The sequence below is a fragment of the Psychrobacter sp. JCM 18901 genome, from assembly GCF_000586435.1.
Lineage (GTDB): Bacteria > Pseudomonadota > Gammaproteobacteria > Pseudomonadales > Moraxellaceae > Psychrobacter.
The window spans coordinates 1-23,725 of the sequence record NZ_BAWH01000019.1 but is presented as its reverse complement, the minus strand read 5'-3'; the positions used below and the strand labels follow the sequence as shown (position 1 = coordinate 23,725).

Here is a 23,725-nt window from a genome sequence, read left to right as displayed (position 1 = left end):
AGTACAAGGCAACCGAGTGTAGATGTACATGTGATACTTCAAGCGAGGTTAACGCTGTAATACTTTATAGTGGAATGACTATATAAGTCTCTGATTGATTAGTCTAACGATTGAGCCAATACCTCGAAAATTTTTGAATGGCTCATCTGCGCCACATTGAACCGCATAAAATTTTCAGCATTGTCCGATTGGCTAAAAACATTGCCCGGTGCCAATACCACACCTTTGGATAAACAGCGATTGGCCAATTCGGTCGCATTATTATTCTTAGGTAATCGGCACCATAGGAACATACCTGCTTGTGGGAGCAGCCACGGTACGATGCCTAATTTGGCCAATCGTGGTAGCGTATGAGTACGCGCGCTTGCCAGCCGAGTATGGATATCATTCATATGCTTACGGTAGCCGCTATCAGTCAATGCTGAGAACACAACCGCCGCTGCTAACTGACTGCCACCAAAGCCAGTCGCTATCTTTAAATCTACCAAACTCTCAACCCACTCTGTAGGCGCTGCAATATAACCACAGCGTAGGGATGCTGATAACGTTTTAGAAAAACTGCCTATATAGAATACTCGTGATAACCCATCCAAAGCCGCCAATCTCGCCGCAGGCTTGACTTCAAAATCTGCAAAAATATCGTCTTCGATAATGTACAAATCAGCAGTCTGAGCCAATTGTAATACACGGTATGCCGTAGCAGGTGATAACGTTGCGCCCGTAGGATTATGAATGGCAGCATTGGTGATGTACAGGCGCGGCTTATGCTCATCTAAAATCGCTGCAAAGGCCTCTACATCTGGACCATTGGGCGTATAAGGGACACCAACCACTTTGACTCGATGGGCAAGCAGCTGTGCTCGAAAGTTAAAATAACAAGGATCATCGACGACAACTGTATCACCTGGTGTCAGTAAAAATCGAAAAATCAAATCTATCGCCTGAGTGCCTGAATCCGTCAATATGACCTGTGACGGTTCTGCATTGATACTCAATCCTGCCATACGCCGCGTGAGTAGTTGACGCAATGCTAACAGTCCTAGCGGCGTTGCATACTCACTGATAATAGACGCGTCAGCTTTTGCTACATTTCGCAGACCACGGCGCATACCTGCTTCAAACAGCCAGTCCGCTGGTAACCAGCCGCAGCCTGGCTTTAATGCACCATCGGGCGGCTCCAGCGATTGCCGCGATACCCACAATGGATCTACCACTCGATCAATTTTTGGTGCTATATCTGTCAATGATAGCGGCGCTGTCGTCTCTGCCACATAAAACCCTGCACCAGGACGGGAATAGATCATTCCCTCAGTTTGCAGGCGTTCATAGGCCTCAACCACGGTAGATGGTGAGAACCCATAATCTTTGGCAGCGGCACGGACGGAGGGTAGTCGCGACTCTGGCATATAGATAACGGTTGCTATTTTCTCTTTTACGTCAGCCATGACAACTTCGATACGTGTTAGCTTTTTATTCATATTTTTTACAATTTCTGGTAAGGCGAATTTTGTGAAGGTTTTATCTTAAGGTTATAGCTAGGATAATATATGGGTAGGATATCCGAACTGTATGGGTTTTATAGACCAAACAGTTCTGTCTAATTGTACTGGATTGTATATAGATAACCTACTGTACTTTTGTTTTAATCATTGAACGTAAACGATGTAGAGGTAGGTGTCATTCTACTGTGAATCACACTTACCTCAGTCAATTCAATGGTAATTCTTCAAAAAGCAGCGATATATGACCACGAAAAAAATATAATAAATATCTGGCCTTTGCCTTATGCGTGATAACGACAAGCGTCAATATCCAAGGGCCGCTTTATGCCGTTTACGCACACAATGATGGCTATGGTGTACTAGCAACCACGATAGCGTTTTCCTTTTATGTATTAGGCGTCATACCTGTATTGTTAGCTTTTGGTGGATTGTCTGATCGCATCGGACGGCGCAAGGTGATTTTAATCTCTTTGGCAATATCGGTAGCAGCGACGGCTCTCATGCTATTTTATCCTTACACACGAGCGTTAGCAGTAGCACGATTCATACTGGGTGTAGGAACGGCTCTGATGGCTGCTACGGCGACTGCCTATATGATTGAGCTACTTGGCTCATCAGATACGATGCGTGCGACAGCGTGGGTGACGGCCAGTACGACGATAGGTTTTGGTCTTGGTCCTGTATTGACGACGGTTTCTTTGATGTTTTATGAAACCGATCAGCCAGCCAGTTTTTTTCTTACTGCTAGCTAGCGGGCTGTTCGCTATGTTTTTGTTATATCAATTACCAGAGACAGCACCTAAACGCACTAATTTGCCCACCTCTATGCTACGGCTACCTTATTTTAACCGTGAGGTCATCTGGTATGGCAGCGGTATTTTGATTTGTTGGGCGACGACAGGATTGGTATTGTCAGTTATTCCCTCAGTACTGGCCACGCATGGCCTCGCTAAGTATGCAGGGGTATCTTCTATGTTAGCCATCAGTTGTGGATTGATCGTTCAGCCAATCGCCCGAAAGCTTGACCCTCAAGTCTCAAGCAAGCTTGGTCTTTTGATCTTATTACCGGCTTATGCTTTATTGGCTTGGGGGACGTTGAACGCCAATCTACCAGTCATTCTTTTGGCGGCATTCTTGGCCAGTACTAGTTGCTATGGCTTTGTCTACTTGGGCGGTATGCTAGGAGTCGCAAAATCTGCTGGAAATGAGCAGGCACGTGCAAGTGCAGGCTATTTTCTGATGGCATATATAGGCTTAGTGTACCCGTCATCTTTACTGGTTTGATTGTGGATAGGTATGGTGCTGCTACTGCGTTCTACGCCTTTGGTGTGTTTTCATTAGTTGGTGTGATTGTCTTATTTGCTAGCCAGCCTATATTGAGAACTGGACGTCATTCGAACGCCAATCTGCATAGCCTGTCTTAAAATAAGATTGATAATGCAGTTTTCTATTCATTATCTTTTTAATTTTTCATGATTAGATTACTTGTCCTTTTTGTTATGTGAATTTTTTTAGTTCATTTATTATATCTGACAGGCATGAGTGGTTCTTTGATGTCATTCATATAGCTCATGTATCTGAATATCTACTACTGCCCAATCCATTCCTTCAAAATCTAGATTATCTTTATGTTTAGTACTATCGGTAGGTAGAGGAATGGCTTCACCGTCTTCTATCAATCCTTTTAGATGGAGCATAATCGCTTCTTTAGCATTATTAGAGATATCTGCACGTTCATCGCTGGCTGAATAGCAACCCACTATGTCTGGGATAAATATGCCATAAGCTGTTGTTTTATTACTTGGTGTAATTGCTATGGGATACTGCATTTAACATTCCTCATGAAGTTTGAACCTAAGTATAACTAGCAACCGCTTAGATAATGCTCTACATAACCTCTTAAATATAATTCACTTTCAAAATTATATTGAAAGTGTTTTAGGTGATGGCTACTGTTTGACCCACAACACTTTCATTACAATGGACGCTATCACGACGGATAAAATAGAACAGGTATCCAAAACTGAAACAATAATTCAAACAATAAGGGCGGTTTATGACTCTGAATACCACTAAAACAATTTTAATTACTGGCAGCACAGATGGCATTGGCAAATTGGCAGCGTTAAAACTGGTAGAAGCTGGGCACCAAGTGTACTTGCATGGCCGCGATGCTGACAAGCTTGCTAGCGTCATTGCAGAAGTTCGAGCAGTCGCGACAGGCGCAGCAGTAGATAATATTGATGGGTTTGTGGCTGATTTTTCTGATCTAACGGATGTGCTAAAGATGGCAGCAGACGTCAATGAAAAACTGACCAAGCTTGATGTGCTCATAAATAATGCAGGGATTTATACTACGGCATCAGCAATGACGAAAGACGGTTTGGATGTACGTTTCGTAGTCAATTACCTAGCGCCTTATGAGCTGACCAATGCTTTGTTGCCTTTGCTCAAGCAGTCTAAGCAAGCGCGTATCGTGAACTTAAGCTCAGCTGCGCAAGCGTCAATATCTTATCAAGCACTTGCAGGTCAAACCCGCCTCGATGATAAAGATGCTTATGCCCAAAGTAAGCTGGCATTAACCATGTGGAGTATGGCATTAGCTGACACAGTCGTTAGCAACGATATCAATGTCATCGCCGTTAACCCAGGTTCGCTACTGAATACAAAAATGGCTAACGAAGCGTATGGTCAGCATTGGTCATCAGCAGACAAAGGCGCAAATATCCTAACGGAGTTGGCCATCTCGGATGAGTTCGCTGACGATACTGGTACATACTTTGATAACGACATCAAAGGTGGCGCACATGGCGATGCAAGAGGAGAATTTGGTCGACCACATGCTGATGCTTTAAACCAAGCAGCCATTGCAGAGCTTGAGCAGCAGACTCAAACATTATTGCAGTCAATTTTTGCATAAGATGCATAAGATTTATATTTTGCGGCATCAATGAATTTCAAACAATTAAACCATTACTAGGGCGTATCTTCATTTCAAAAATGGTGATAAAAATGAGGTAAATTGCCGTCAAACGAGGAAAATAGTGCAGATAATATCGGGATATTAACCAGCGATTTGACGCTGTTTGGCAAGGTTTAGCCATTTTTAACCCATTTAGATGACTATTGATTGAATTGAGGACACGCCCTAACTATATTTTCAAATTTTATTATTAAAAACTTTCTTATTAAAAACAGGACACAATATTATGCAAACTATCAAAGCCATTGGTTATCAAAACAATCTACCTATCGATAATGAACAATCGCTACAAGACATCACCCTTGATAAACCAGTTGCTTCAGGTCGCGATATTCTCGTAGAAGTAAAAGCCATATCAGTCAATCCAGTAGATTACAAAATCCGTGAAGGGCGTCCTGCTGCAGAGGGTGAGTATGCTGTTATTGGTTGGGATGCTGCTGGTACTGTGACGGCTGTCGGTGAAGACGTCAGTTTATTCTCAGTAGGCGACAATGTCTATTATGCTGGAGATTTGACCCGTTCAGGCAGCAATGCTGAATATCAGTTGGTCGATGAGCGTATCGTTGGGCACATGCCAGCCTCTTTGTCTTTCGCTGAGGCAGCAGCATTACCACTGACGACGATTACAGCTTGGGAGATGTTATTTGATCGTTTGCAAGTGCCTGTCTCTGATAGCGCAGCGAATGACAGCGGTAGTAGCGAGAACGCTGATGACGTCTCAGTATTGGTCATTGGCGCAGCGGGCGGCGTTGGATCTATCCTAACTCAGTTATTAAAAACAAGAACATCTGCCACGATTATCGGTACGGCTTCGAGAGATGAGAGCGTGCAGTGGCTCAAAGATTTGGGTGCTGATCATGTTATCAATCACCGCAACCCATTGTCTGATGAACTACAAAAAAACAGGTATTGCTGAAGTAGACTACGTGGTGAGTCTCAATAACACTGAAGATCATTACGAAGAAATCATTAAATGTTTAAAGCCGCAGGGTAAGCTTGGACTGATTGATGATCCAAAATCACTAGATGCCAACCCGCTTAAAACCAAAAGCTTAAGTCTGCATTGGGAATTTATGTTTGCACGCTCAATGTTCAATACGCCAGACATGATTGAACAGCATCATTTATTAAATGCGGTGGCAAAATTGATTGATGCAGGCGAGATCAAAACCACAGTTGCTCACAATCTTGGGGCTATCACCGCTGAACATCTACGTAGTGCGCACCAAATGCTAGAAAAACAGCAAGCGCATGGCAAGATTGTATTAGAAGGCTGGTCTGCATAACGCCATTTAGATTAATAGTTAACGAGGGTTCGGAACACTTTAGGCTGAAATACGGTACAGCCGTAAAAGGTTAAGTCTTTTAAATAAAGTGTTCTGATATCTAGCTCTAATGGCTTATAAACCGCTACTATATTAAATACTTACTTCATCATTACCGATCCATTTGGGTCCTATCTCAACCTCAATATCACGTGCAGTAATGGGCTCAGCGCACTTGGAGCATACTGTCACCGGATGCATAATGTGACCACATGCCTTGTGTCTATGCAACAGCGGTGCCCCGCGTTCATCAGCCATGTATTTATCACCCAACTGACCAATGCCAGTACGACAGAGTGCAAATCTAATCCACACTCTGTCAGTCTATATTCCTCACGTAGCGGCCGCTGCTGATAGGCGACTTTTTTTAAAATATCGTATTCAACCAATTTACGAAGACGGTAGATAGGACATGACGTGTAATGCCCAAGCGTTGCTCAAATACGTCGAATCGTCTGACTCCCAAAAAACAATCACGTAAAATCATGAGCGTCCAACGATCACCAATGACTGCTAAAGTGCGAGCCACCGAGCAAGACTGTTGGTTCAGTTCATCCCAGCGCATAGGTTATCTCCTTTATCTTTAAGCTATAGGTTAGCTTGACAGGGTCCAAAAATAAAGCTATGTTTTTGTTAGTTCTAAAAAGGAACCTATAAGGAAATAGACATGAACAGAGCACCCGTAGCAGTTGTAATCGGCGCAGGCGATGCCACTGGCAGTGCTGTTGCCAAACGTTTTGCGCGAGAAGGTTTTACTTTGTGCGTGACCAGAAGGACTGTTGAGAAGCTAGAGACATTAGTCAGTGATATCGAAGCGGCTGGAGGAGTAGTCAAGCCATTTGGTTGTGATGCACGTGTCGAGCAAGAGATGGTTGAGCTGTTTGCTCATATTGAAAAAGACATTGGGCCGATTGAAGTAGTGGTGTTTAACATCGGTGCAAACGTGCATTTCTCCATCTTAGATACGACAGAGAGGGTCTATCGTAAAGTGTGGGAGATGGGTGCTTTGGCTGGATTTTTGACAGGTAGAGAAGCGGCAAAAGTCATGATTCCACGTAAGAGGGGAACAATTATTTTTACGGGTGCAACAGCGTCTTTACGCGGTAGTAAAGGTTTTTCAGCTTTTGCTAGTGCTAAGTTTGCTCTGCGGGCACTGGCACAAAGCCTGGCGCGCGAGTTGGGACCTAAAGGCATACATGTCGCACACCCTATCATTGACGGTGCTATTGATACTGATTTTATTCGTGACAACTTTCCTGAGCGCTATGAGCTAAAAGACCAAGATGGTATTTTAAATCCAGAACATATCGCTGAGCAGTATTGGCAGTTGCACTGTCAGCCAAGAGATAGCTGGACGCATGAGCTGGATTTACGCCCATGGATGGAAAATTTTTAATCTTATCTGGTTAATAACCGTCAAAATTTTAATGAATTTTTAATATATTGCAAGGAATGCAAAGATGAGTAAACAAGTAGAGTTTTTCTTTGATGTGGGTAGCCCAGCCAGTTACTTGGCATGGACACAGTTAGCGAGTATCGCGCAGCGTCACAATGCCGAAATTGTTTGGCGACCTATGTTACTTGGCGCAGTGTTTCAAGCCGTTGGTAACACCTCACCAGCTGCCGTACCTGCTAAAGGCGCTTATATGCTCAAAGACCTTAAGCGTTTTTCAGCCATCTATGACGTACCTTTTCGCTTCAATCCATTTTTCCCAGTCAATACGATGCAGCTTATGCGCGGTGTTACCGCTTATTTGGGGACACCTAAATTTGAGAGTTATTTATCCGCTATCTTCAATGCGCTATGGGCTGAAAAGTTAAATATGGAATCACCAGAAGTTGTGGCTGAAGTTCTGTCGAAAGTAGGCATTGAGGCGACTGATTTTATGGCGCGTATTAGTGAGCCTGAGGTCAAGGCGCGTTTAAAATCTAGTACCGAAGAAGCAGTAGCACGAGGCATATTTGGGGCACCAAGTTTCTTCGTAAATGATGAAATGTACTTTGGTCAAGACCGGTTGAGCTTTGTTGAAGATGCTTTGAGAGACTGAGAATAGTAAGTCATAGGATATATAGGCTGCGCTGTACTAGCTCAACGATAGTCCATTGGCTCTCAAGCCACCAGACGTCAGCCGCGATAAGTAACCGTGATTTTTCTTCACTGTGGTTTCTCCAGAAAATAACCTTGTTACTCAGTTTAATGATTAAGCTCTATGGTTACATTAAGACAAGTCTATATATTGATAGTTTTGCTTAGACTGCTCTAGTTCCTCTAAATCTATATCTACTGTTACTATATCTGGCGACGAACCAAGTTTTTTGATAATTCGTCCTGTAGGAGAGACGATTAGGCTCTCTCCTACAAACTGACCGCCATGACCGACGCCGACACCATTGCAGGTAATCACAAAACATTGGTTCTCTATAGCCCGAGCTTGAGTCAATACATAGTGGTTATTTGCATAGGGAGACATATTGCCGTTTGGCATAAATATGATCTGTGCGCCTTTTTTTGCCAGTGCTCTTGAGCCTTCTGGAAACTCTAGCTCAAAACAAATCTGAGCACCGCAAACCACATCATTAATGCTAACCACTGACAAGTCTTCTCCGCTCGTAAATACCCCAACATCATCAAGCCAAAGCTTTGACTTTTCTGTGTTTATGAATGATTTTGCCGTTTTTTATAAAAGAACATGCGTTATAGAAAAGTTGATCCTGTTTGTCAATATGTCCAATAATGATGGTTGAATCTGTATTTTTGCTTGCTTCCAATATGCTGTGAAAGTGCTCTGTTGATTGATGATACAACGCTTCAATATTGTCTAGCGTCGGAAAGCCAGTCAAAGCAAGTTCTGGAAAAATCATAAAGCCATCGCAGGCTTGATTGTCATGGATTGATTTTAATATCGCAGCAGCATTTACTGATACTTGATAATCGGTAATATCCATTTGATTGAGGATTATTTGCATAGGTCTTGCTCTTTACCGTAGGGGGTTGATACTTTCACAGTGCTTATTGGTCGCAATTATAGGTAATATTCGTTAATGACGGTCTTTAGAAACACTTATTTAAAATGCTATTTAAAACACTTTTAAAGACATTGTGACTCTAACCAACGACTCAATTTAATGATGTCTGGTTGATTTGACTTTAAGTCATTATAAAAGAAATAGAAACTGTCGCCAGTGAGTAATTCATGCATTGGGATTTTGACAAGATTTTGCTGATGTGTTTGTTCTAGCATCATATAGTTGTCGGTAAGCGTAATACCTAAGTTATAACGTGCAGCCTGTGCGGCAAGCAGTACATGGCTAAATTGATTAATCTTTACCTCGCTTGGCAGCTCAAACCCGCCTGCTTTACACCATTTTAGCCAATCATTAGCCGTACCTTCACTTTTGTCAGAATATTTTACGGACAGTATAGGGTGTTGCCATAACGCCTCAGGCAATGGCTGATCCTTTATTTCTGCCCAAAGCTTTTGGCCACAGACAGGAAATAGCTTCTCAGCGAATAAAAGCTTGCTGACTACATTGCGTTTCGGTAGATTGACGGTAATAAAGCAATCCGAACATTGCTCATTATAGTCGTCTTGGTCTGTCACCATATTTAAGGTCAGCTCAATCTCTGGGTGCTGTTCGCGGAAGTTTTCTAACCGAGGAATCAACCAATTGACAGCCACTGAACTATACAGTGCTAGGCGAATATGGCCAGGCTTATCATGGCGAATGGCCTGACTGGTATTGGATAGAGTAGTCAGCGATTGATTCACTTCTGTGAAATAGCGAGCACCTATATCTGTTAAAGAAAGGGTTCGGCCCTGCCTATAAAACAACGCTTCACCAAGATATTCTTCAAGCGTTCGAACCTGATGACTCACAGCACTTTGCGTTACGTTGAGGCTTTCTGCCGCTTTAGAAAAACTATTGAGCCTTGCTACAGATTCAAAGCATTGTATGGCACGTAATGGGGGAGTTTCATTATGAGTTCAACTAATACTAAACGTTTTTATATCATTATACGTCATGAGTATACGCGAATATACTATTTATCCGACCATTAGATTAAATGGCTTAATTGAAAATTTTATGTATTTTGAGATAGGTATAAGCATGATAATGCCGAAGATGAGTGTTGGATTTGCAATGATACTGTTGGTTGCAGGAAACATGATTGCCGTCCTTTCAGATGCGCTGATAAAAGAATTGCCTGATGGCGCAGCCGTCTATCAGTTTGTGCTATTGCGTCAGCTAACAGCTGTCTTGATGCTGCTACCGTTTTGTTTATTCAACCAAAAAGCCAAGCTACTTAGTAACGTAAAATGGCATTTTGTACGTGGGCATATTTGGTTGTTTGGCGCGGTATTCATGGTGTTGTCTATCCAAGCGCTACCGCTAGCCACGGTCAATGCGATTTTTTTATACTGCACCTTTACTGATGTTGCCGTTAGGGTTTCTGTTTTATAAAGACAGACTCACAGCACCAAGCATCATTGTGGCAATACTAGGCTTCATAGGTATTCTTGTCGTGGTAAAACCAACACAAATTAATATGGGTGCTATATTTGCGCTGATCGTGGCCTTAACCATGGCGACAAACAACCTACTAGTGCGTAAATTGCCTTCGAATCACACCGTTGCTCAGACCTTGTTTTTGACCAATTTAGTCGGAATACCGTTGGGGCTTGGTTTGGCTATTTGGGAAAATGCCCCTTTGAGTTGGTACGCGCTATGGATAGCAGCAGGCTCAAATTTGTTTATTTTGATCTATGCGGGTATCTGCGTACTGGTCTACCGAGCGGTTGAAGCACATAAAATATCTAGTGCAGAATATACCGGTCTGTTAGGAGCAGTGGTTATCGGCATCGTATGGTTTGATGAAATACCGGATATCAGTCTTTTGATAGGTTCGGCTCTTATTGTCTTACCTTTAATTTGGCTCGCCACGCTTGAGTCTATTAAATATAAAAGAACAGCCTTATAGCGTTTTGAAACATAGAGAACAGATAAGGAAAGCGTCATAATATTAGCATGACTTTATGTCATGAATTCGTGTGTTTAAATCGTTTTTTTATATTCATTTTTTGTGGCAAATTACTATATATACAACCATTCAAGCAAGGCTCTAGTCTTCAATGGAGCTCTTGTTTGTTGAAGTTATTACTATAGGCAGGCCAAATAATGAGCAATATAACCACATTTTCAGTCACATCTTCAAATCGAAAAATCGACCCTTCACGCGTCGAGGTGGCGCGTTTAAAGCTGATGGCTCTCTTAACGACAATGACCGTGTCGAGATAGGTCCAACAGATCTTGCATTCAATGAGTGGGCTGAGCTAGGTTGACACCTCCTAACCTTACACGAATGCGTGAATACCGCCTCCAAAGAATCGTAAAAGAACTACAGAAAAGAGATCTTGGCGGCATCTTATTGTTTGATCCTCTTAATATTCGATATGCGACTGACTCCACAAATATGCAGGTATGGGTAACCCATAATCACTCTAGAGCCTGTTTTGTATCGGCATCAGGCCATCTTATTTTATGGGATTTTCACAATTGTGAGCACTTATCAGCACACCTTCCTTTGATCAAAGAAGTCAGAGGAGGCGCTTCTTTCTTCTACTTTGAAACCGGTGATAGAACTGACGAACATGCCTCTAGGTTTGCTTCAGAAATTCAATCTATTTTACGGGAGCATGCTGGAGACAATAAAAGATTGGCTATCGATAAAATTGAAATTGCTGGTTTCAATAAGATAAAACAGTTAGGAGTCGATGTTTTTGATGGTCAGGAAGTGATGGAGTTTGCTCGATCTATTAAGAACGAAGATGAAATTAATGCCATGCGATGTTCAATTGCCTCAACAGAGGTTGCGATGAAGTGCATGCAAGAAGCAACAGTACCCGGTATCACTGAGAATGACATATGGTCTATTCTTCATGCGGAAAATATTCGTCGAGGTGGTGAGTGGATAGAATGTCGAATTCTTTCTTCAGGGCCGAGAACCAATCCTTGGTTTCAAGAAAGTGGCCCTCGAATTGTGAAGGAAGGTGAGTTACTTGCATTCGATACAGATCTGATTGGCCTTATGGAATGTGTGCAGACTTGTCTCGAACTTGGATGATTGGAGAGAGCTTGCCAAGTGCAGAGCAAAAGCATCTCTATCAGGTAGCTTATGAACATATCCAACACAACATGACTATATTAAAACCAGGAATGACATTTGAGGAGGTGACAAAATCTGGTTTATTACTACCTGAAGAATATAGAGCGCAAAGATATGGTGTGATGATGCATGGCGTTGGTCTTTGTGATGAATACCCGTCTATTCGTTACCCCGAAGACCTTGAATGCCATGGCTATAGTGGTGTGTTGGAGCCGGGCATGGCCCTCTGCGTTGAAGCGTATGTAGGTCGAGTTGGAGGTAAAAATGGTGTCAAACTTGAAGATCAAATCATTATTACAGACACTGGGTTTGAAAACCTTACTAACTATCCTTTCGAAGCCGCTTTATTGGCTAATTAAAGATAGTCTATACAAGCTTGTTAAGATAAAGATTTGACATAGGTATAGTGCATTATCTGCGGGTTTAGATGGTTAGGATACTCATCAACACGCTGATAGCCATTGTTATCGTAGTACTGATAAGTGCACAGGGTGTCTGTATGTAATGCATACATGTCTGCACCCTGTGCCACGAGATAAGTCTCAAATGCTTGAATCAACGTCGCTCCAATACGGTGGCGACGATAGTCTGGATCTACACAGAAGAACTGTAGCTTGCTATCAAAATCGACTGTCTTTCGTTTCGCGCCAGCCGTTTCTTTTTTTCTGTAAATCAATTAATACCTGTTGTCCTTGTTCAGATAGACCCAGCTTTTGTTCTATCTGAACAATAATAGGCTCATCATCGAATGGTAATGCCTTGTATGAATCTTCTTTAGTAACACCTATCACCACACCACAAGTGATGTCATCATATTCTGCAACTTGTATAAAAGTAGCATAATGACAGTCTTTCGCAAGAAATAGGGTAGCCAGTTGCTTTAGAACCTGCTTATCTGTAGCAGTAGTAAATACACTCAAATTCATATTGACGATAAAAAGCTCAACAATGGCTGCAAAGTCTTCAGGCGTAGCACGACGATACTGTATTGTCATCAGTTGTTCTCATTTATCATTAAAAGTACTGGCGTATGCTGATTGACCCAGCATACGCCAGTACTTTGCTACTAATATCTGGTTAGTGGGTTTAGTAAAGTATTAGTGTTTTTTACTTAATAGTTGCCCTGTATTTACCACTCTATCTCACCTGTATTGACTTGACTGCTCAACTCTAAATCACTTCCTCCGGGCAACGCTGGATAAGCCGATTTCATGGTAGAAATTACTTTTTCTGACTGCTTGGAGTCTTGCTTTTTTTGCCTCACCCAGTGCTTGCTTGAAGGTTTTTAGATAACTGAGAGTGAAATCAACAGCATAGTCTTTTTTTGAGTAGGTTGCCCGAATAGTGACCTGGTATCACAAGGTTTGGCTTTAATTGCTTCATGTGTTCCAATGATTGCATCCAATCGCTACGAGCTTCTTTAGTTTGGGTATCCGCAGTCCACACATGCATACCTGATGTTACCGACACACCGCCGAAAACAGTTTTTGACTTTGGTACCCACATGTATGCTTGATGGGTTCCCATCTCCTTGATTTCAATTTTGTGACCTTCTAGGGTCAGTGTAGACTGATCAAGTGTTTGCGGTACTGTGATCTTGGTAGGCGCATGCTTGCCAAGGATTGGACCCCAATGCTCTAATTTTGCATCTTTAGTCGCCTCAATGTGTTCAATAATAGAAGGGCTAGACATAACCTTCACATCAGGGAAGGCTTTGACTAAAGGCTGAAGACCGAAATAGTAATCTGGATCGCCTGCCGTGATATAAATCATTTTTAGGTCTTTATTGCTCTTTTTGATCATATCAACCAATGCTTCACCGTCGCTAACACTAAACTGTGCATTGAACAAGATAGCATCTTTCTCGCCACTTGCCAGCACAGAGGTCACTGGGAAAATAGCATTTTGATCTGGTTTATATGCTTGCAGTTGTAGATCGGCTGCGTTTACTTGGGTTGCGAGCAGTAGCACACTGGCCGCCATAGAAGCTGTCATTAATTTTTTCATAATCCACCTGTATTTTCGTTTGAGTAAATAGACCGCGTTAATGGCGGTATTCGTTGTTAGTGGCTATTCTATTCGATTGTATTTCGTTTAAATACGCTATAATTCGGCATTTACTGTTTCAGTTTTCGCGCAAATAAGGATGTGGAGATGGATAGGCTGACCGCGTTGCAGGTGTTTGTCACGATCGTTGAACAAGGTAGCTTGAGCCGTGCCGCAGACAATTTAGACATGTCTAGAGCTAAGGTAACGCGCTATCTGACAGAGCTTGAGAGCTGGATGGATATGCGCTTATTACATCGCACGACCCGAAGTCTGAGCCTCACTGCACCTGGTGAGCAGACTCTTGAGGTGGCGTACCAGTTGCTTGGATTGACCGACTCGTTGGATCAGATACGCAATCAGAATACTTTGGAGCTAAAAGGTCAGCTGCGAATCACTGCCAGCTTTTCGCTAATTGATAGCCTTTTGATGGATGTGGTTGGTCGCTTTGTTTCTCACTGGCCGCAAACAGCAATTGATATTCTTACCACTGATGACTCGGTCAATTTAGTTGATGCCCGTATTGACTTGGCGATTCGTATCACCAATGACTTGGAGCCAAATGTCGTTGCCAGACGTATCGGTGAGTGCCACTCTATCGTATGCGCTGCCCCTGAGTATTTACAAAAGCGTGGCAGACCTACAGATGTACAGTCGCTTGTACATCACAACTGTCTATCATTTGCGTATTTTGGACGGTCGGCATGGGTGTTTGACGGGCCAAATGGTCCAGAGTCTGTTCCTATCTCTGGCAATATTAGCGCCAATATCTCTGAAGTCTTGCTCTCTGCCACGTTGTGTGGACATGGGATTAGTTTACAGCCATCTGGCGCAGTCAAATCTTTGATTGCATCTGGACAACTTATTGAGTTATTGCCTGAATGGAAACCCAAAACCTTGGGTGTTTATGTGGTTTATGCCAATCGAAAGCAGGTGACACCACTACAAAGAAAGTTTATTGATTTTCTCGCCGAAGAAATAAAGCGTTCGCCTTATTGGTAGCAAGTAATGGATGGCTCGGAATGTTTGTTTATACTATTTTAAAAACAACATAGTAGATTAATAAGAAATATTATTAAAAAAACGTCAGAAAATCTATAGCAGAAACTCAAACGGCCAATAGCAACATTAAAATTATACTTATTGACCATTTGATAATGTTTAGACTTCGCTTAGGGTCTGTTGAACATTCAAATATTAGGGCTGCTGATTGCTAAAATTGCACCAAATTAGGCGCAAGCCGACGATAATGTCGAGACCTTAACTAGGATTGCAACAACGTTTGGGGTGATTTTAGCATCAGCCTTTCAGGGCAGTACTATTTTCTGCCAATATATGGCGAAATTGTTTAACCTAGAATGACTAGGCGTCAAAAAAATTCACTGCATATTGTCTAAAAAATAGTGACTGCCAGCACCACATTTGAATGTTCAACAGACCCTAATGATTGCTTAAGCCTTACTAAAAATAGTCTCTTCACTCAAGCGCGATTTAGGTATTTTGGCATTAAAGTCTTCATCACTGCGGTAGCCAAACGATACCACTGCCACAGCAGAATATCCTTTGCTACGTAAGTCGAACTCCGTATCAAGCGCCTGTAAATCAACACCTTCCATAGGGACGGTGTCAATACCCAAAAGCGCACTGCCCAATAGTACCCCGCCCATGTTGAGATATACCTGTTTGGCAAGCCAATGTGCTCATCTTTGGTATCGAAGCGATGCATATCTAAGAACAATTGGCGACCTTGATGCATCTGTGCTTTGAATTCTGGCTGCGCATAGCGACCATCTTGATCTTCTTTTTCTAACACAGCTTGCAGATACTCATCATCCGCATGAATACGAGTACATAAAACCACCACGTGTGAGGCATCTAGGACTTTAGGTGTATTAAAATGAAAGGCACCTTGCGTGCTTTTGGCAATGCGCGCTTTGCCTGCGTCATCATCTGCAATGACAAAGTTCCATGGTTGAATATTGGTACTTGATGGACTCATTTGTAGCATGTCTTTGATCTGCTTAAAATCTTCAGCAGATATCTTTTTATTGGCATCAAATACTTTGGTGCTGTAACGCCAGTTAGTGCTTCATTAATGGTTTTCATGATTGTCCTTAAGTAAAGTAAGTTTCAGTTTTTTAGTCAGCTGGTAATACAAACGGATTTAACAAACGGTGCCACTCAACCCTTATTGTTCATCAAGTTAACTGATTAGTCCGTCCTAGTGATGACTCATAATAGTAAAGTTCATACATTAGAACCACTAGCTACAAGAGAAAACACTTTCAATATTATTTTGAGAATACGGCGTTTTTAATCTTTTTAAAGGTTATTTGTTAGCTATATTAGGACGTATAATGAAGGTGATTTATCAATTGATAAATTTATTAAACGCATAAACTGATCTTAAAACGGTGCGAAATTATCAGGCTGACTGTGCGTAGCAGTCCAACGTTGATTGGCATCAATATGACTATTAAGCCCAACTCCTCGTGGTACTTGCATATTATCGCCATACAGCCAAAGCACCATATTGGTACGTTTGCCACTGGTGATTGAATGTGCGGCGTGAGGCACTGAGCCTCTATGAATAATCGCCATGCCAGGTTTAAAGATGGCACGTCTGGTTTGCCCTAAATGGCGATCGACAAAGTCAACTTCTGATCCAGTAAAGTCTTCGCCTGGCAGATTTAGGTTAATATTCATAGTCACCGCTGAAGCATCAGTATGAAGTTGTAGCGATGTGTCGCCTGCCGGCTGGTATTGAATCGAGAACCCAAAGGTCTGAGTGTCATAGCCATAAATATTGGCAAATAATAACCGAGCGATAGGGCGCATATATTGATTCATGACTTTATGATAAAACGCCTGAAAATTAGGGGTGGCCAGATAGCCTAGCGAGCGCGCATCTAGCATGGCGCCATTACTATTCAATGCGATACCATAAGGAGGACGTATTGGGATATTAGCGTCTGCGATTGCTTGCAAATAACGGCGCAGCGTTGATAGTTGTGCTGGGTCAAAGAGTTGCCCCTGATATACGTCAGGTAGTATCTCTTGCCATAAGTTTTTAACCGCTGTCTCCGTAGAAGGAGTGCGCCACGCTTGCGTCACTGCATCACATAGAGTTGGATCAAATAATGAATCATCGAGTACAGGCAAGTCATGCTCAGTGGTTTCCCATTCTGCCCATGCTTGCTCTAGTAACTGGCTGTTTTGATGCCAGAAATGCTCTACCGATGGTGCACGTCTAAGCATGTCTGATTTTGAAGGTAGTGGTAAGTTGCGTGCTTGCTGTAGTGCGCTCTGTTGATTATCTCCATCATGGTCGCTATGGTGTTGAGTGTCCTGTGTGCTCGTAGGCCGTATTATAGTATCCATTGTGTATCTCCAAATGTGTGAGTGAACCTTATAGGTGCATGCTACTATAATTAATGATTTTGATAATCAGCAGGTTTAGAGAAACAGTTTCAATAATTTTTATATAATGATGAGGCTAGCAGCAGCAAGCGATGGTGGTTGCTAAGTTAGACGTTAATTGAGCGAAGGCATGACGATGAAAAATTTGCAGGATTTACGTATTTTTATTGAGACCGCTCGCTTAGGTAGCCTATCTGCCTGTGCTCGGCACTTAGATCTGTCGCCTGCAGTTGTGAGTGCAGCGGTCAAGCGATTAGAAGCGGAAATTGAGACGGTATTATTTGTTCGCTCTACTCGTAGGCTGCGTCTAACTAGCAAGGGGGAGCAATATTTAAAGCATTGCCGAGATGCGGTGGCTATTTTAGACAACGCTTATGCAGGACTACATGACAATGATGCTGAACTGACGGGTACCATTCGACTGTCGGCATCATCAGATTTGGGACGAAACCTAATTTTGCTTGGCTGGACGATTTTATAGACATTCACCCAAAAGTGACGGTGCAGCTACATATGTCAGACAGCTATGTGGACTTGTACGGTCAGCAGATTGATTTGGCACTACGTTACGGCGCACCCAAAGATTCATCACTGGTCGCATTACCCATAGTGTTGAATAATCGCCCTATACTGTGTGCGTCAAAGGAGTATTTGAACAAGATTGATAAGGATATTGGTATCCCAACAATGCCAGAAGATTTATCGCAGCATAACTGTTTACGTTTGGGTCATGATGAAAAGTATTTGAGCGAGTGGACTTTTGAAAAAGCGGGAAAGACTAAACGTGTGGCAGTGGATGGCAATCGCAGAAGTAAAGACGGTGACGTTGTACGCCGCTGGGCAGTAGCGGGTAAAGGCATCGCATTAAAGTCTCAGTTAGATATCGCCGGCGATTTAAAGGCAGGGAGACTTATTGAAGTGGAGTTGGACGGCTGGCAAGTGGCCAATTATCCACTATATTTGATTTGTCCAGAACGGCGCTTAATCGATCCATTGTTCAATGCGGTCAAAGAATACTTGATTGAACGGGTAGAGCAGGTATTAAGGTAAAACGAGAACTAATGATTACCCTGTTTGATCAGTTTTAAGATAGTTAACATTTAAATTCTTTGCATGAGGTATGTTTAATCAGATGAGCAAAACAGCAGTCCCTAGACAGTAATTGCTTAATGATTATTATGACTATTGCCATACCTTATCAAGTACCGTAAACCAGTTTTTTTGATGTCACCTTTTCAATCAGTTGATTTGAGAAGTGACGTTGTTGCATTCGCTCAATCAACATAGAGATTTGACTGATATCAGATAGCTCATCAGGTAGTAGACACCCATCAAAATCAGAGCCAAACCCAACATGATCTTCGCCTAGATGGTCGATCAGATAATCAAGATGGTCGACAATCACGTCAAGTGAGGTTTGCGTATTACGTTGCCCATCTGCACGAAGAAACGCCACATCGAAATTCACCCCAACCAAACCATCGCTTTGTTTAATAGCAGCCAGCTGCTGATCAGTTAAGTTCCGTGCTTGCTGACATAGAGCATGTGCATTGGAGTGTGTTGCAACAATAGGCTGGCAAGCAATCTCTAGCGTATCCCAAAAAGCACGCTCATTCATATGCGACACATCGATCAGCATATGCTTTTCACTGCATTTAAGAATGAGGTCTTTACCTTGAGTCGTAAGCCCAGCTCCCGTATCTGGAGAATGCGGAAAGGAGGCATTCAAGCCATCACCGAAAAGGCTCTTTCTATTCCATAGTGGGCCAATGCTTCTGAGTCCGGCATCATAAAACACATCTAGCAGTTCAGGCTGTATGGCTAAAAACTCAGCACCTTCAAGATGCAAAACGATAGCCAGTTGTTGATTCTGCTGACAGGCCTGAATTTGTTCTAACGAGGTGCAAATCTGAATCTGACCGTCAGATCTTGCCTCTAGTTGCTGGGCTAGTTTCAATTGCGCACAGCAGATATCGACGATTTCTTGCGGAGTGAAGTCTGAATGTGAGGGATTGGCTAATTTGTCAGGATGGTTGTTTTTCACATAAGCATAGGGCGGCAGGAAAATAGAAAATAATCCGCCCATCCAATTCGCGTCTTTGCAGCGTTGTAAATCCAAATGTCCCGGTAACGTACCATAAATGAAATCATGTACCGGATCGGCAGCTGAACTTAGCCAAAGGCGAGTCAATAGATCGTTATGTCCATCAAATATCACAGGCTTAGTATTAGCATTCATATTTCACCTGTTACCATACGAGTAGGAATCAATTTGTCTTTATTCAGCTGTTTATTGCTCAGTGTTTTAGAATTTTTTTGGATTACGAAAGCGCAACTCTTCAAAAGGTACAGGCGTCTCGCTGTTGATACGCGCCTCCTCAATCAAGTAGTGATAAGGCGATTTGCCACAGACAGGATCGGCATTTTTGGCGTCCCCAGTCAGTATAAAGGCTTGGCAACGACAGCCGCCATAATCGCGTTCTTTGTCTGGGCAGCTTTGGCACATGTCAGGCATCCAGTCATCACCGCGAAACTGATTGAAGCTCGTAGATTCATACCAAATATCTGACAGTGGTGTATGTCGTACATTAGGAAACTGTATTGGCATTTGTCTGGCAGCATGGCAAGGCAGGGCTGTACCGTCTGGGGCCACTGTTAAGAAAATCTTGCCCCAGCCATCCATACAGGGCTTTGGACGTTCTTCATAATAATCAGGCACCACAAAAATAAGTTTGCATTTGATACCACGTTCTTCAATCTGCTTACGGTATTCATTGGTAATGCGTTCGGCTCGGACCACTTGCGCTTTGGTTGGTAGTAAACCCTCTATGTTTTCAAATGCCCAGCCGTAAAACTGGCAAATAGCCAGCTCAACTGTGTCGGCTTCCAGCTCTAAGCACAGCTCAATAATCTGGTCAATCTGATCGATGTTTTGCCGATGAATGACAAAGTTAAGTACCATCGGGTAATCGTACTGTTTGACCAGACGTGACATCTCATATTTTTGCTCAAAGGCATGCTTTGAACCTGCCAAGGCATTGTTCACCGTTGGATCGCTGGCTTGGAAGCTGATCTGGATATGCTGAAGACCTGCTTCTTTTAAACGCGCAATCCGAGCTTCGGTCAATCCCATACCCGACGTGATCAAGTTAGTATAAAAACCTTGATTGTGTGCATAAGCGACCAGCTCTTCTAGGTCTTGACGAACCAGTGGCTCGCCGCCAGAAAAACCAAGCTGCACCGCGCCCATTTGCCGCGCCTGATCAAATACATCAAACCATTCCTCTGTCGTTAGCTCTTCTTTATACTGAGCATAATCGATAGGATTTGAGCAATAAGGGCATTGTAAGGGGCAGCGGTAGGTCAGCTCAGCAAGCAGCCATAGCGGTAGCCCGACTGGCGCAGTCATACTAAATCAATCCAATGTTCACGCTGGGCGACCAGCATATATTCAATGATGTCTTGTTCGATTTCGGGAATATCACCAAACATAGCCTGTACCTTTTGGATAATATCAGCAATGGACGCTTTGCCATCAATATGTTGCCCAATGATGCTGGCACTGTCATTGAGCTTAATCATGCCTTCAGGTAGAGTAAGACATAGGCGTTTTGCGCTGGCTCAAACTGAAAGCGATAGCCATGACGCCATGCCGGTACGATGGATTGATCCAGCTCAGGTAAACTAGCAGGTATACTCATTTGAACAATCCTTTATGCCAGACATTGTCAGTGGTAACACTTTGGTAAGGGGCTTGGTTATGCACATAGGCCAAGCTCAAGGCATCCAAGATTGTCCATAAGATATCGAGCTTAAACTGTAGGATCTCAAGCATACGCTCTTGTTGCTCGGCTGTTTTGAATGAGTCGAGTGTGATGGTCAGACCATGCTCAACATCGCGGCGAGCTTGGCTGAGGCGCGAGCGGAAATAGGTATAGCCTTGCTCCTTTATCCAAGGGTAATGCTTGGGCCACGACTCTAAACGCGACTGATGAATCTGCGGGGCAAACAGCTCAGTCAGTGAGCTACTGGCGGCTTCTCGCCATGAGGTACGCCGCGCAAAGTTCACATAAGCATCGACAGCAAAACGCACACCCGGTAGTACCAGCTCTTCAGAAATCACCTGCTCACGAGTCAGACCGACTGCCTCTGCCAGACCTAGCCATGCTTCACGACCGCCGCCATCAGGATAGACGCCATCTTGATCAATCATGCGTTGAATCCATTCTTGACGCACGCGCTGATCAGGACAGTTTGCCATAATGGCCGCATCTTTCAATGGGATATTGATCTGATAATAAAAACGGTTGGCGACCCACGCTTGGATCTGCTGCTGGGTCGCTTTGCCTTCATGCATCATAATATGAAAAGGATGGTAAATATGATAATACTGACCCTTATCCATAATCGCTTGTTCAAACGCTTCTGGGCTTAGCGCTGTGTTTTCTTCTTGCATTGTTCTCACCTTACGATTGCTGTTTTGCCTTACCGTTTGTATTAAAGCTCAATCTGCATACCATCAAATGCTACTTCAACACCATGTTGTTTTAATGTCGCGGCTTGTTCAGACTGTTCATTCAATATCGGGTTGGTATTATTAATATGGATCAGCACCTTACGAGCGTTATCCAACTGATCTAAATAATGTAGCGAGCCGTCTTTACCACTAATATGTAAATGCCCCATGTCTTGGCCGGTCTTTGTACCGACGCCGCACTCTTGCATTTCATTGTCTGTCCATAGCGTACCGTCAATCATCACGCAATCAGAGGCGCGCATGATCTGCATAACGTCATCATCAATTTTGCCCAAACCTGGCGCATAGAACAGCTGTTTTTGTGTTTTTAAATCTTTTACAATCAGAGCAATATTGTCGCCATCATGCGGGTCGTTGCGGTGCGGAGAGTAGGGCGGTGCAGAGCTTCTAATCACTAAAGGCGTCAATTCTAAATTGTCAAATCCTTCAATCTTAAACGTCTTTTCTGGATCAATTTGATTATATTGCAAGCCGCCATTCCAGTGCTTTAACATATTAAAAAGAGGAAATCCTGTCGTGAGATCTTGATAGACCATGTCAGTACACCAAACAGGCATTGGACAACCTTCACGCAGGGTCAATAGCCCCGTCGTATGGTCAAGTTGACTGTCCATCAAGACCACATTCGTGATGCCTGTATCTCTCAATTGACGTGCTGGCTGTGCTGCCTTGAACTCAAATAATTGTTGGCGGATATCAGGTGACGCGTTGAATAAGATCCAATCCACACCATTTTCTGATATGGCTATCGAAGATTGGGTACGGGTTTTTTTCCTGAATCGTGCCTTGACGGACACCGTGGCAATTATCGCAGTTACAGTTCCACTGCGGGAAACCGCCACCAGCAGCTGAGCCTAAAACGTGAATATACATAAATCAATATTTCCAAAAAAATAAAAGCCCTAATCATCTAGGGCTTTTAATGGATTGAGTGCTAATGAGTTTTAGCGTGCTTCGAAATACATAGTCACTTCGAAACCGATACGAATGTCTTGAAAAGCTGGTTTGGTCCACTGCATGGGATTACTCCGGAACGATCTTACTATTTAAGAAGTAAGATTAATAAAATGAATGAATGAGTGAGTGATAAAGGGTAGTATAAGCTGCCCCCTGCTGTCAATTTCTTAGATGTTAGTAAAGCGTTAACGAGCATCGTTCAAGCAGTCTTTTATAGCATAAATGAAAGCCGATTTATCATACCGAAAAGACAGTATATCGAGCATAAGATTAAAAATATCTTTGAATAGTTTGAGTATAAATTATAACTATAAAAAATCTGCTCGATGGGAGTCAGGCGTATTTCGAGAACTTATGAGTTATACAGATATATTGCAAAAACCGAATTTATCTATAAAGTAATAGATTAACTTGATAGATACTGGAGCCTGAAGATGATTGCTGAATTACAAGGCAGTGAGTTAACCAAAGCCATCTTGGGAAATGTCAGCAACTATGTATGGTGTGCTGTCAGCAACGTTAGCGATGATTATGCTATAGCAACCATAGATAATGATTACTACGAATTATTGGTTCCTATTGTAGCTTTCAATAACGACCAGTTCGTTTGTGATAAAGGTGAGCTATGGGAATATGCTGTCTCAGTAAAGAGAGTGGCGCTTACTCAAGATGATGTGGGGCTATAACTTACTATTAATATAATGACTGTTATACTCTGCATGCAGATTAGTTTTGCAGCCTATGCATGAAAATCTACCATCTGTCTACAACTTCTTGTTCTAGTTGACT

General features: G+C 42.8%; 27 protein-coding genes and 7 pseudogenes. 15 read left to right on the top strand and 19 right to left on the bottom strand.

Annotated elements, in window-relative coordinates; all coding sequences use genetic code 11:
* Nucleotides 1–98 precede the first annotated feature (98 nt).
* The gene (locus TT11_RS12985; protein WP_261870747.1) at nt 99–1,478 is read right to left on the bottom strand and encodes a PLP-dependent aminotransferase family protein; all 1,380 of its coding nucleotides are present in this window, start codon (nt 1,476–1,478) and stop codon (nt 99–101) included.
* Between the two features lie 293 nt (nt 1,479–1,771).
* Between TT11_RS12985 and TT11_RS12980 the strand changes: the two genes are divergently transcribed.
* The 3 genes from TT11_RS12980 to TT11_RS12970 are packed head-to-tail and all read left to right on the top strand — an operon-like array spanning nt 1,772 to nt 2,926.
* Nucleotides 1,772–2,254 carry an MFS transporter gene (locus tag TT11_RS12980; protein WP_261870805.1) on the top strand — a complete coding sequence of 161 codons (483 nt, stop codon included), beginning with the start codon at nt 1,772–1,774 and terminating at the stop codon, nt 2,252–2,254.
* Nucleotides 2,255–2,267: 13 nt separating this feature from the next.
* Entirely contained in the window at nt 2,268–2,786 is a 519-nt protein-coding gene (locus TT11_RS12975; protein WP_261870746.1) for a hypothetical protein, read from the top strand.
* Entirely contained in the window at nt 2,783–2,926 is a 144-nt protein-coding gene (locus tag TT11_RS12970; RefSeq protein WP_261870745.1) for a hypothetical protein, read from the top strand. The genes TT11_RS12975 and TT11_RS12970 overlap by 4 nt, the downstream gene beginning before the upstream one ends.
* 132 nt (nt 2,927–3,058) lie before the next feature.
* Here the strand turns inward: TT11_RS12970 and TT11_RS12965 are convergent, their stop codons facing one another.
* A complete protein-coding gene (locus tag TT11_RS12965) occupies nt 3,059–3,331 on the bottom strand; it encodes a type II toxin-antitoxin system HicB family antitoxin (protein ID WP_101204557.1) in 273 nt (90 codons plus the stop codon).
* A 227-nt stretch (nt 3,332–3,558) separates the two neighbouring features.
* On the opposite strand from TT11_RS12965, the gene TT11_RS12960 reads away from it, so the two are divergent.
* Nucleotides 3,559–4,422 carry an SDR family NAD(P)-dependent oxidoreductase gene (locus TT11_RS12960; RefSeq protein ID WP_101204558.1) on the top strand — a complete coding sequence of 288 codons (864 nt, stop codon included), beginning with the start codon at nt 3,559–3,561 and terminating at the stop codon, nt 4,420–4,422.
* 298 nt (nt 4,423–4,720) lie between these two features.
* A pseudogene (locus tag TT11_RS12955) lies at nt 4,721–5,771 on the top strand (zinc-binding alcohol dehydrogenase family protein).
* A 132-nt stretch (nt 5,772–5,903) separates the two neighbouring features.
* On the opposite strand, the pseudogene TT11_RS12950 reads toward TT11_RS12955, so the two are convergent.
* A pseudogene (locus TT11_RS12950) lies at nt 5,904–6,375 on the bottom strand (winged helix-turn-helix transcriptional regulator).
* Between the two features lie 102 nt (nt 6,376–6,477).
* Here TT11_RS12950 and TT11_RS12945 point away from each other — a divergent pair.
* Together TT11_RS12945 and TT11_RS12940 are read left to right on the top strand one after the other, a co-directional pair.
* The gene (locus tag TT11_RS12945) at nt 6,478–7,206 is read left to right on the top strand and encodes an SDR family oxidoreductase (RefSeq protein WP_261870744.1); all 729 of its coding nucleotides are present in this window, start codon (nt 6,478–6,480) and stop codon (nt 7,204–7,206) included.
* 64 nt (nt 7,207–7,270) lie between these two features.
* Nucleotides 7,271–7,858, top strand: coding sequence for a 2-hydroxychromene-2-carboxylate isomerase (locus TT11_RS12940; protein ID WP_101204561.1), 588 nt, complete (start codon nt 7,271–7,273; stop codon nt 7,856–7,858).
* Nucleotides 7,859–8,029: 171 nt separating this feature from the next.
* Here TT11_RS12940 and TT11_RS12935 read toward each other — a convergent pair whose 3' ends face one another.
* The 3 genes from TT11_RS12935 to TT11_RS12925 all read right to left on the bottom strand — a co-directional run bounded on the left by TT11_RS12935 (nt 8,030) and on the right by TT11_RS12925 (nt 9,766).
* Nucleotides 8,030–8,470: a carbon-nitrogen hydrolase family protein gene (locus TT11_RS12935; RefSeq protein WP_261870804.1), complete on the bottom strand. Its 441-nt coding sequence runs from the start codon at nt 8,468–8,470 to the stop codon at nt 8,030–8,032.
* On the bottom strand, nt 8,439–8,777 hold the full coding sequence (locus TT11_RS12930; RefSeq protein WP_261870743.1) for a nitrilase-related carbon-nitrogen hydrolase: 339 nt from the start codon (nt 8,775–8,777) through the stop codon (nt 8,439–8,441). Before TT11_RS12930 ends, TT11_RS12935 begins: the two co-directional genes overlap by 32 nt.
* Nucleotides 8,778–8,899: 122 nt before the next feature.
* A complete protein-coding gene (locus TT11_RS12925; protein ID WP_261870803.1) occupies nt 8,900–9,766 on the bottom strand; it encodes a LysR substrate-binding domain-containing protein in 867 nt (288 codons plus the stop codon).
* Nucleotides 9,767–9,920: 154 nt separating this feature from the next.
* Here TT11_RS12925 and TT11_RS12920 point away from each other — a divergent pair, with 154 nt between their 5' ends.
* From TT11_RS12920 to TT11_RS12905, 4 genes are all read left to right on the top strand, one after another.
* Entirely contained in the window at nt 9,921–10,274 is a 354-nt protein-coding gene (locus TT11_RS12920) for a hypothetical protein (protein ID WP_261870742.1), read from the top strand.
* The gene (locus tag TT11_RS12915) at nt 10,216–10,791 is read left to right on the top strand and encodes a DMT family transporter (protein WP_261870741.1); all 576 of its coding nucleotides are present in this window, start codon (nt 10,216–10,218) and stop codon (nt 10,789–10,791) included. Before TT11_RS12920 ends, TT11_RS12915 begins: the two co-directional genes overlap by 59 nt.
* A 381-nt stretch (nt 10,792–11,172) precedes the next feature.
* Complete coding sequence (locus TT11_RS12910; protein WP_261870740.1) at nt 11,173–11,934, top strand: Xaa-Pro peptidase family protein; 762 nt, start codon at nt 11,173–11,175, stop codon at nt 11,932–11,934.
* 11 nt (nt 11,935–11,945) lie between these two features.
* Nucleotides 11,946–12,335: a Xaa-Pro peptidase family protein gene (locus TT11_RS12905; protein ID WP_261870739.1), complete on the top strand. Its 390-nt coding sequence runs from the start codon at nt 11,946–11,948 to the stop codon at nt 12,333–12,335.
* Between the two features lie 20 nt (nt 12,336–12,355).
* Here TT11_RS12905 and TT11_RS12900 read toward each other — a convergent pair whose 3' ends face one another.
* The 4 genes from TT11_RS12900 to TT11_RS12885 form a co-directional block, all read right to left on the bottom strand.
* Nucleotides 12,356–12,652, bottom strand: coding sequence for a GNAT family N-acetyltransferase (locus TT11_RS12900; protein WP_261870738.1), 297 nt, complete (start codon nt 12,650–12,652; stop codon nt 12,356–12,358).
* On the bottom strand, nt 12,597–12,971 hold the full coding sequence (locus TT11_RS12895; protein WP_261870737.1) for a hypothetical protein: 375 nt from the start codon (nt 12,969–12,971) through the stop codon (nt 12,597–12,599). The genes TT11_RS12900 and TT11_RS12895 overlap by 56 nt, the downstream gene beginning before the upstream one ends.
* Before the next feature lie 134 nt (nt 12,972–13,105).
* Nucleotides 13,106–13,240 carry a hypothetical protein gene (locus TT11_RS12890; RefSeq protein WP_261870736.1) on the bottom strand — a complete coding sequence of 45 codons (135 nt, stop codon included), beginning with the start codon at nt 13,238–13,240 and terminating at the stop codon, nt 13,106–13,108.
* A 41-nt stretch (nt 13,241–13,281) separates the two neighbouring features.
* On the bottom strand, nt 13,282–13,983 hold the full coding sequence (locus tag TT11_RS12885; protein WP_261870735.1) for an MBL fold metallo-hydrolase: 702 nt from the start codon (nt 13,981–13,983) through the stop codon (nt 13,282–13,284).
* A 147-nt stretch (nt 13,984–14,130) separates the two neighbouring features.
* On the opposite strand from TT11_RS12885, the gene TT11_RS12880 reads away from it, so the two are divergent.
* A complete protein-coding gene (locus tag TT11_RS12880) occupies nt 14,131–15,024 on the top strand; it encodes a LysR family transcriptional regulator (protein WP_261870734.1) in 894 nt (297 codons plus the stop codon).
* A 449-nt stretch (nt 15,025–15,473) separates the two neighbouring features.
* Here TT11_RS12880 and TT11_RS17390 read toward each other — a convergent pair whose 3' ends face one another.
* The 3 genes and pseudogenes from TT11_RS17390 to TT11_RS12870 all read right to left on the bottom strand — a co-directional run bounded on the left by TT11_RS17390 (nt 15,474) and on the right by TT11_RS12870 (nt 17,403).
* Nucleotides 15,474–15,689: a hypothetical protein gene (locus TT11_RS17390; RefSeq protein WP_370587854.1), complete on the bottom strand. Its 216-nt coding sequence runs from the start codon at nt 15,687–15,689 to the stop codon at nt 15,474–15,476.
* A 200-nt stretch (nt 15,690–15,889) separates the two neighbouring features.
* Nucleotides 15,890–16,063 (bottom strand): annotated as a pseudogene (locus tag TT11_RS17385) (nitroreductase family protein); the annotation flags it as partial.
* 365 nt (nt 16,064–16,428) lie between these two features.
* Nucleotides 16,429–17,403, bottom strand: a complete 975-nt coding sequence (locus TT11_RS12870; RefSeq protein WP_261870733.1) for a hypothetical protein — start codon at nt 17,401–17,403, stop codon at nt 16,429–16,431.
* A 175-nt stretch (nt 17,404–17,578) separates the two neighbouring features.
* On the opposite strand from TT11_RS12870, the gene TT11_RS12865 reads away from it, so the two are divergent.
* Together TT11_RS12865 and TT11_RS12860 are read left to right on the top strand one after the other, a co-directional pair.
* A complete protein-coding gene (locus TT11_RS12865) occupies nt 17,579–17,923 on the top strand; it encodes a LysR family transcriptional regulator (protein WP_261870732.1) in 345 nt (114 codons plus the stop codon).
* A 14-nt stretch (nt 17,924–17,937) separates the two neighbouring features.
* A complete protein-coding gene (locus tag TT11_RS12860) occupies nt 17,938–18,492 on the top strand; it encodes a substrate binding domain-containing protein (RefSeq protein WP_261870731.1) in 555 nt (184 codons plus the stop codon).
* A gap of 132 nt (nt 18,493–18,624) precedes the next feature.
* On the opposite strand, the pseudogene TT11_RS12855 reads toward TT11_RS12860, so the two are convergent.
* The 6 genes and pseudogenes from TT11_RS12855 to pqqA form a co-directional block, all read right to left on the bottom strand.
* Nucleotides 18,625–19,681: pseudogene (locus tag TT11_RS12855) on the bottom strand (dipeptidase).
* Nucleotides 19,678–20,851 (bottom strand): annotated as a pseudogene (pqqE, locus tag TT11_RS12850) (pyrroloquinoline quinone biosynthesis protein PqqE). Before pqqE ends, TT11_RS12855 begins: the two co-directional pseudogenes overlap by 4 nt.
* A pseudogene (pqqD, locus tag TT11_RS12845) lies at nt 20,848–21,143 on the bottom strand (pyrroloquinoline quinone biosynthesis peptide chaperone PqqD). Before pqqD ends, pqqE begins: the two co-directional pseudogenes overlap by 4 nt.
* On the bottom strand, nt 21,140–21,898 hold the full coding sequence (gene pqqC / locus TT11_RS12840; RefSeq protein WP_261870730.1) for a pyrroloquinoline-quinone synthase PqqC: 759 nt from the start codon (nt 21,896–21,898) through the stop codon (nt 21,140–21,142). Before pqqC ends, pqqD begins: the two are co-directional and overlap by 4 nt.
* Before the next feature lie 41 nt (nt 21,899–21,939).
* Nucleotides 21,940–22,852, bottom strand: a pseudogene (pqqB, locus tag TT11_RS12835) (pyrroloquinoline quinone biosynthesis protein PqqB).
* 71 nt (nt 22,853–22,923) lie between these two features.
* Nucleotides 22,924–22,998: a pyrroloquinoline quinone precursor peptide PqqA gene (gene pqqA / locus TT11_RS12830; RefSeq protein WP_082894360.1), complete on the bottom strand. Its 75-nt coding sequence runs from the start codon at nt 22,996–22,998 to the stop codon at nt 22,924–22,926.
* A 372-nt stretch (nt 22,999–23,370) separates the two neighbouring features.
* Between pqqA and TT11_RS12825 the strand changes: the two genes are divergently transcribed.
* The gene (locus TT11_RS12825) at nt 23,371–23,622 is read left to right on the top strand and encodes a hypothetical protein (protein WP_261870729.1); all 252 of its coding nucleotides are present in this window, start codon (nt 23,371–23,373) and stop codon (nt 23,620–23,622) included.
* Nucleotides 23,623–23,725 lie beyond the last annotated feature (103 nt).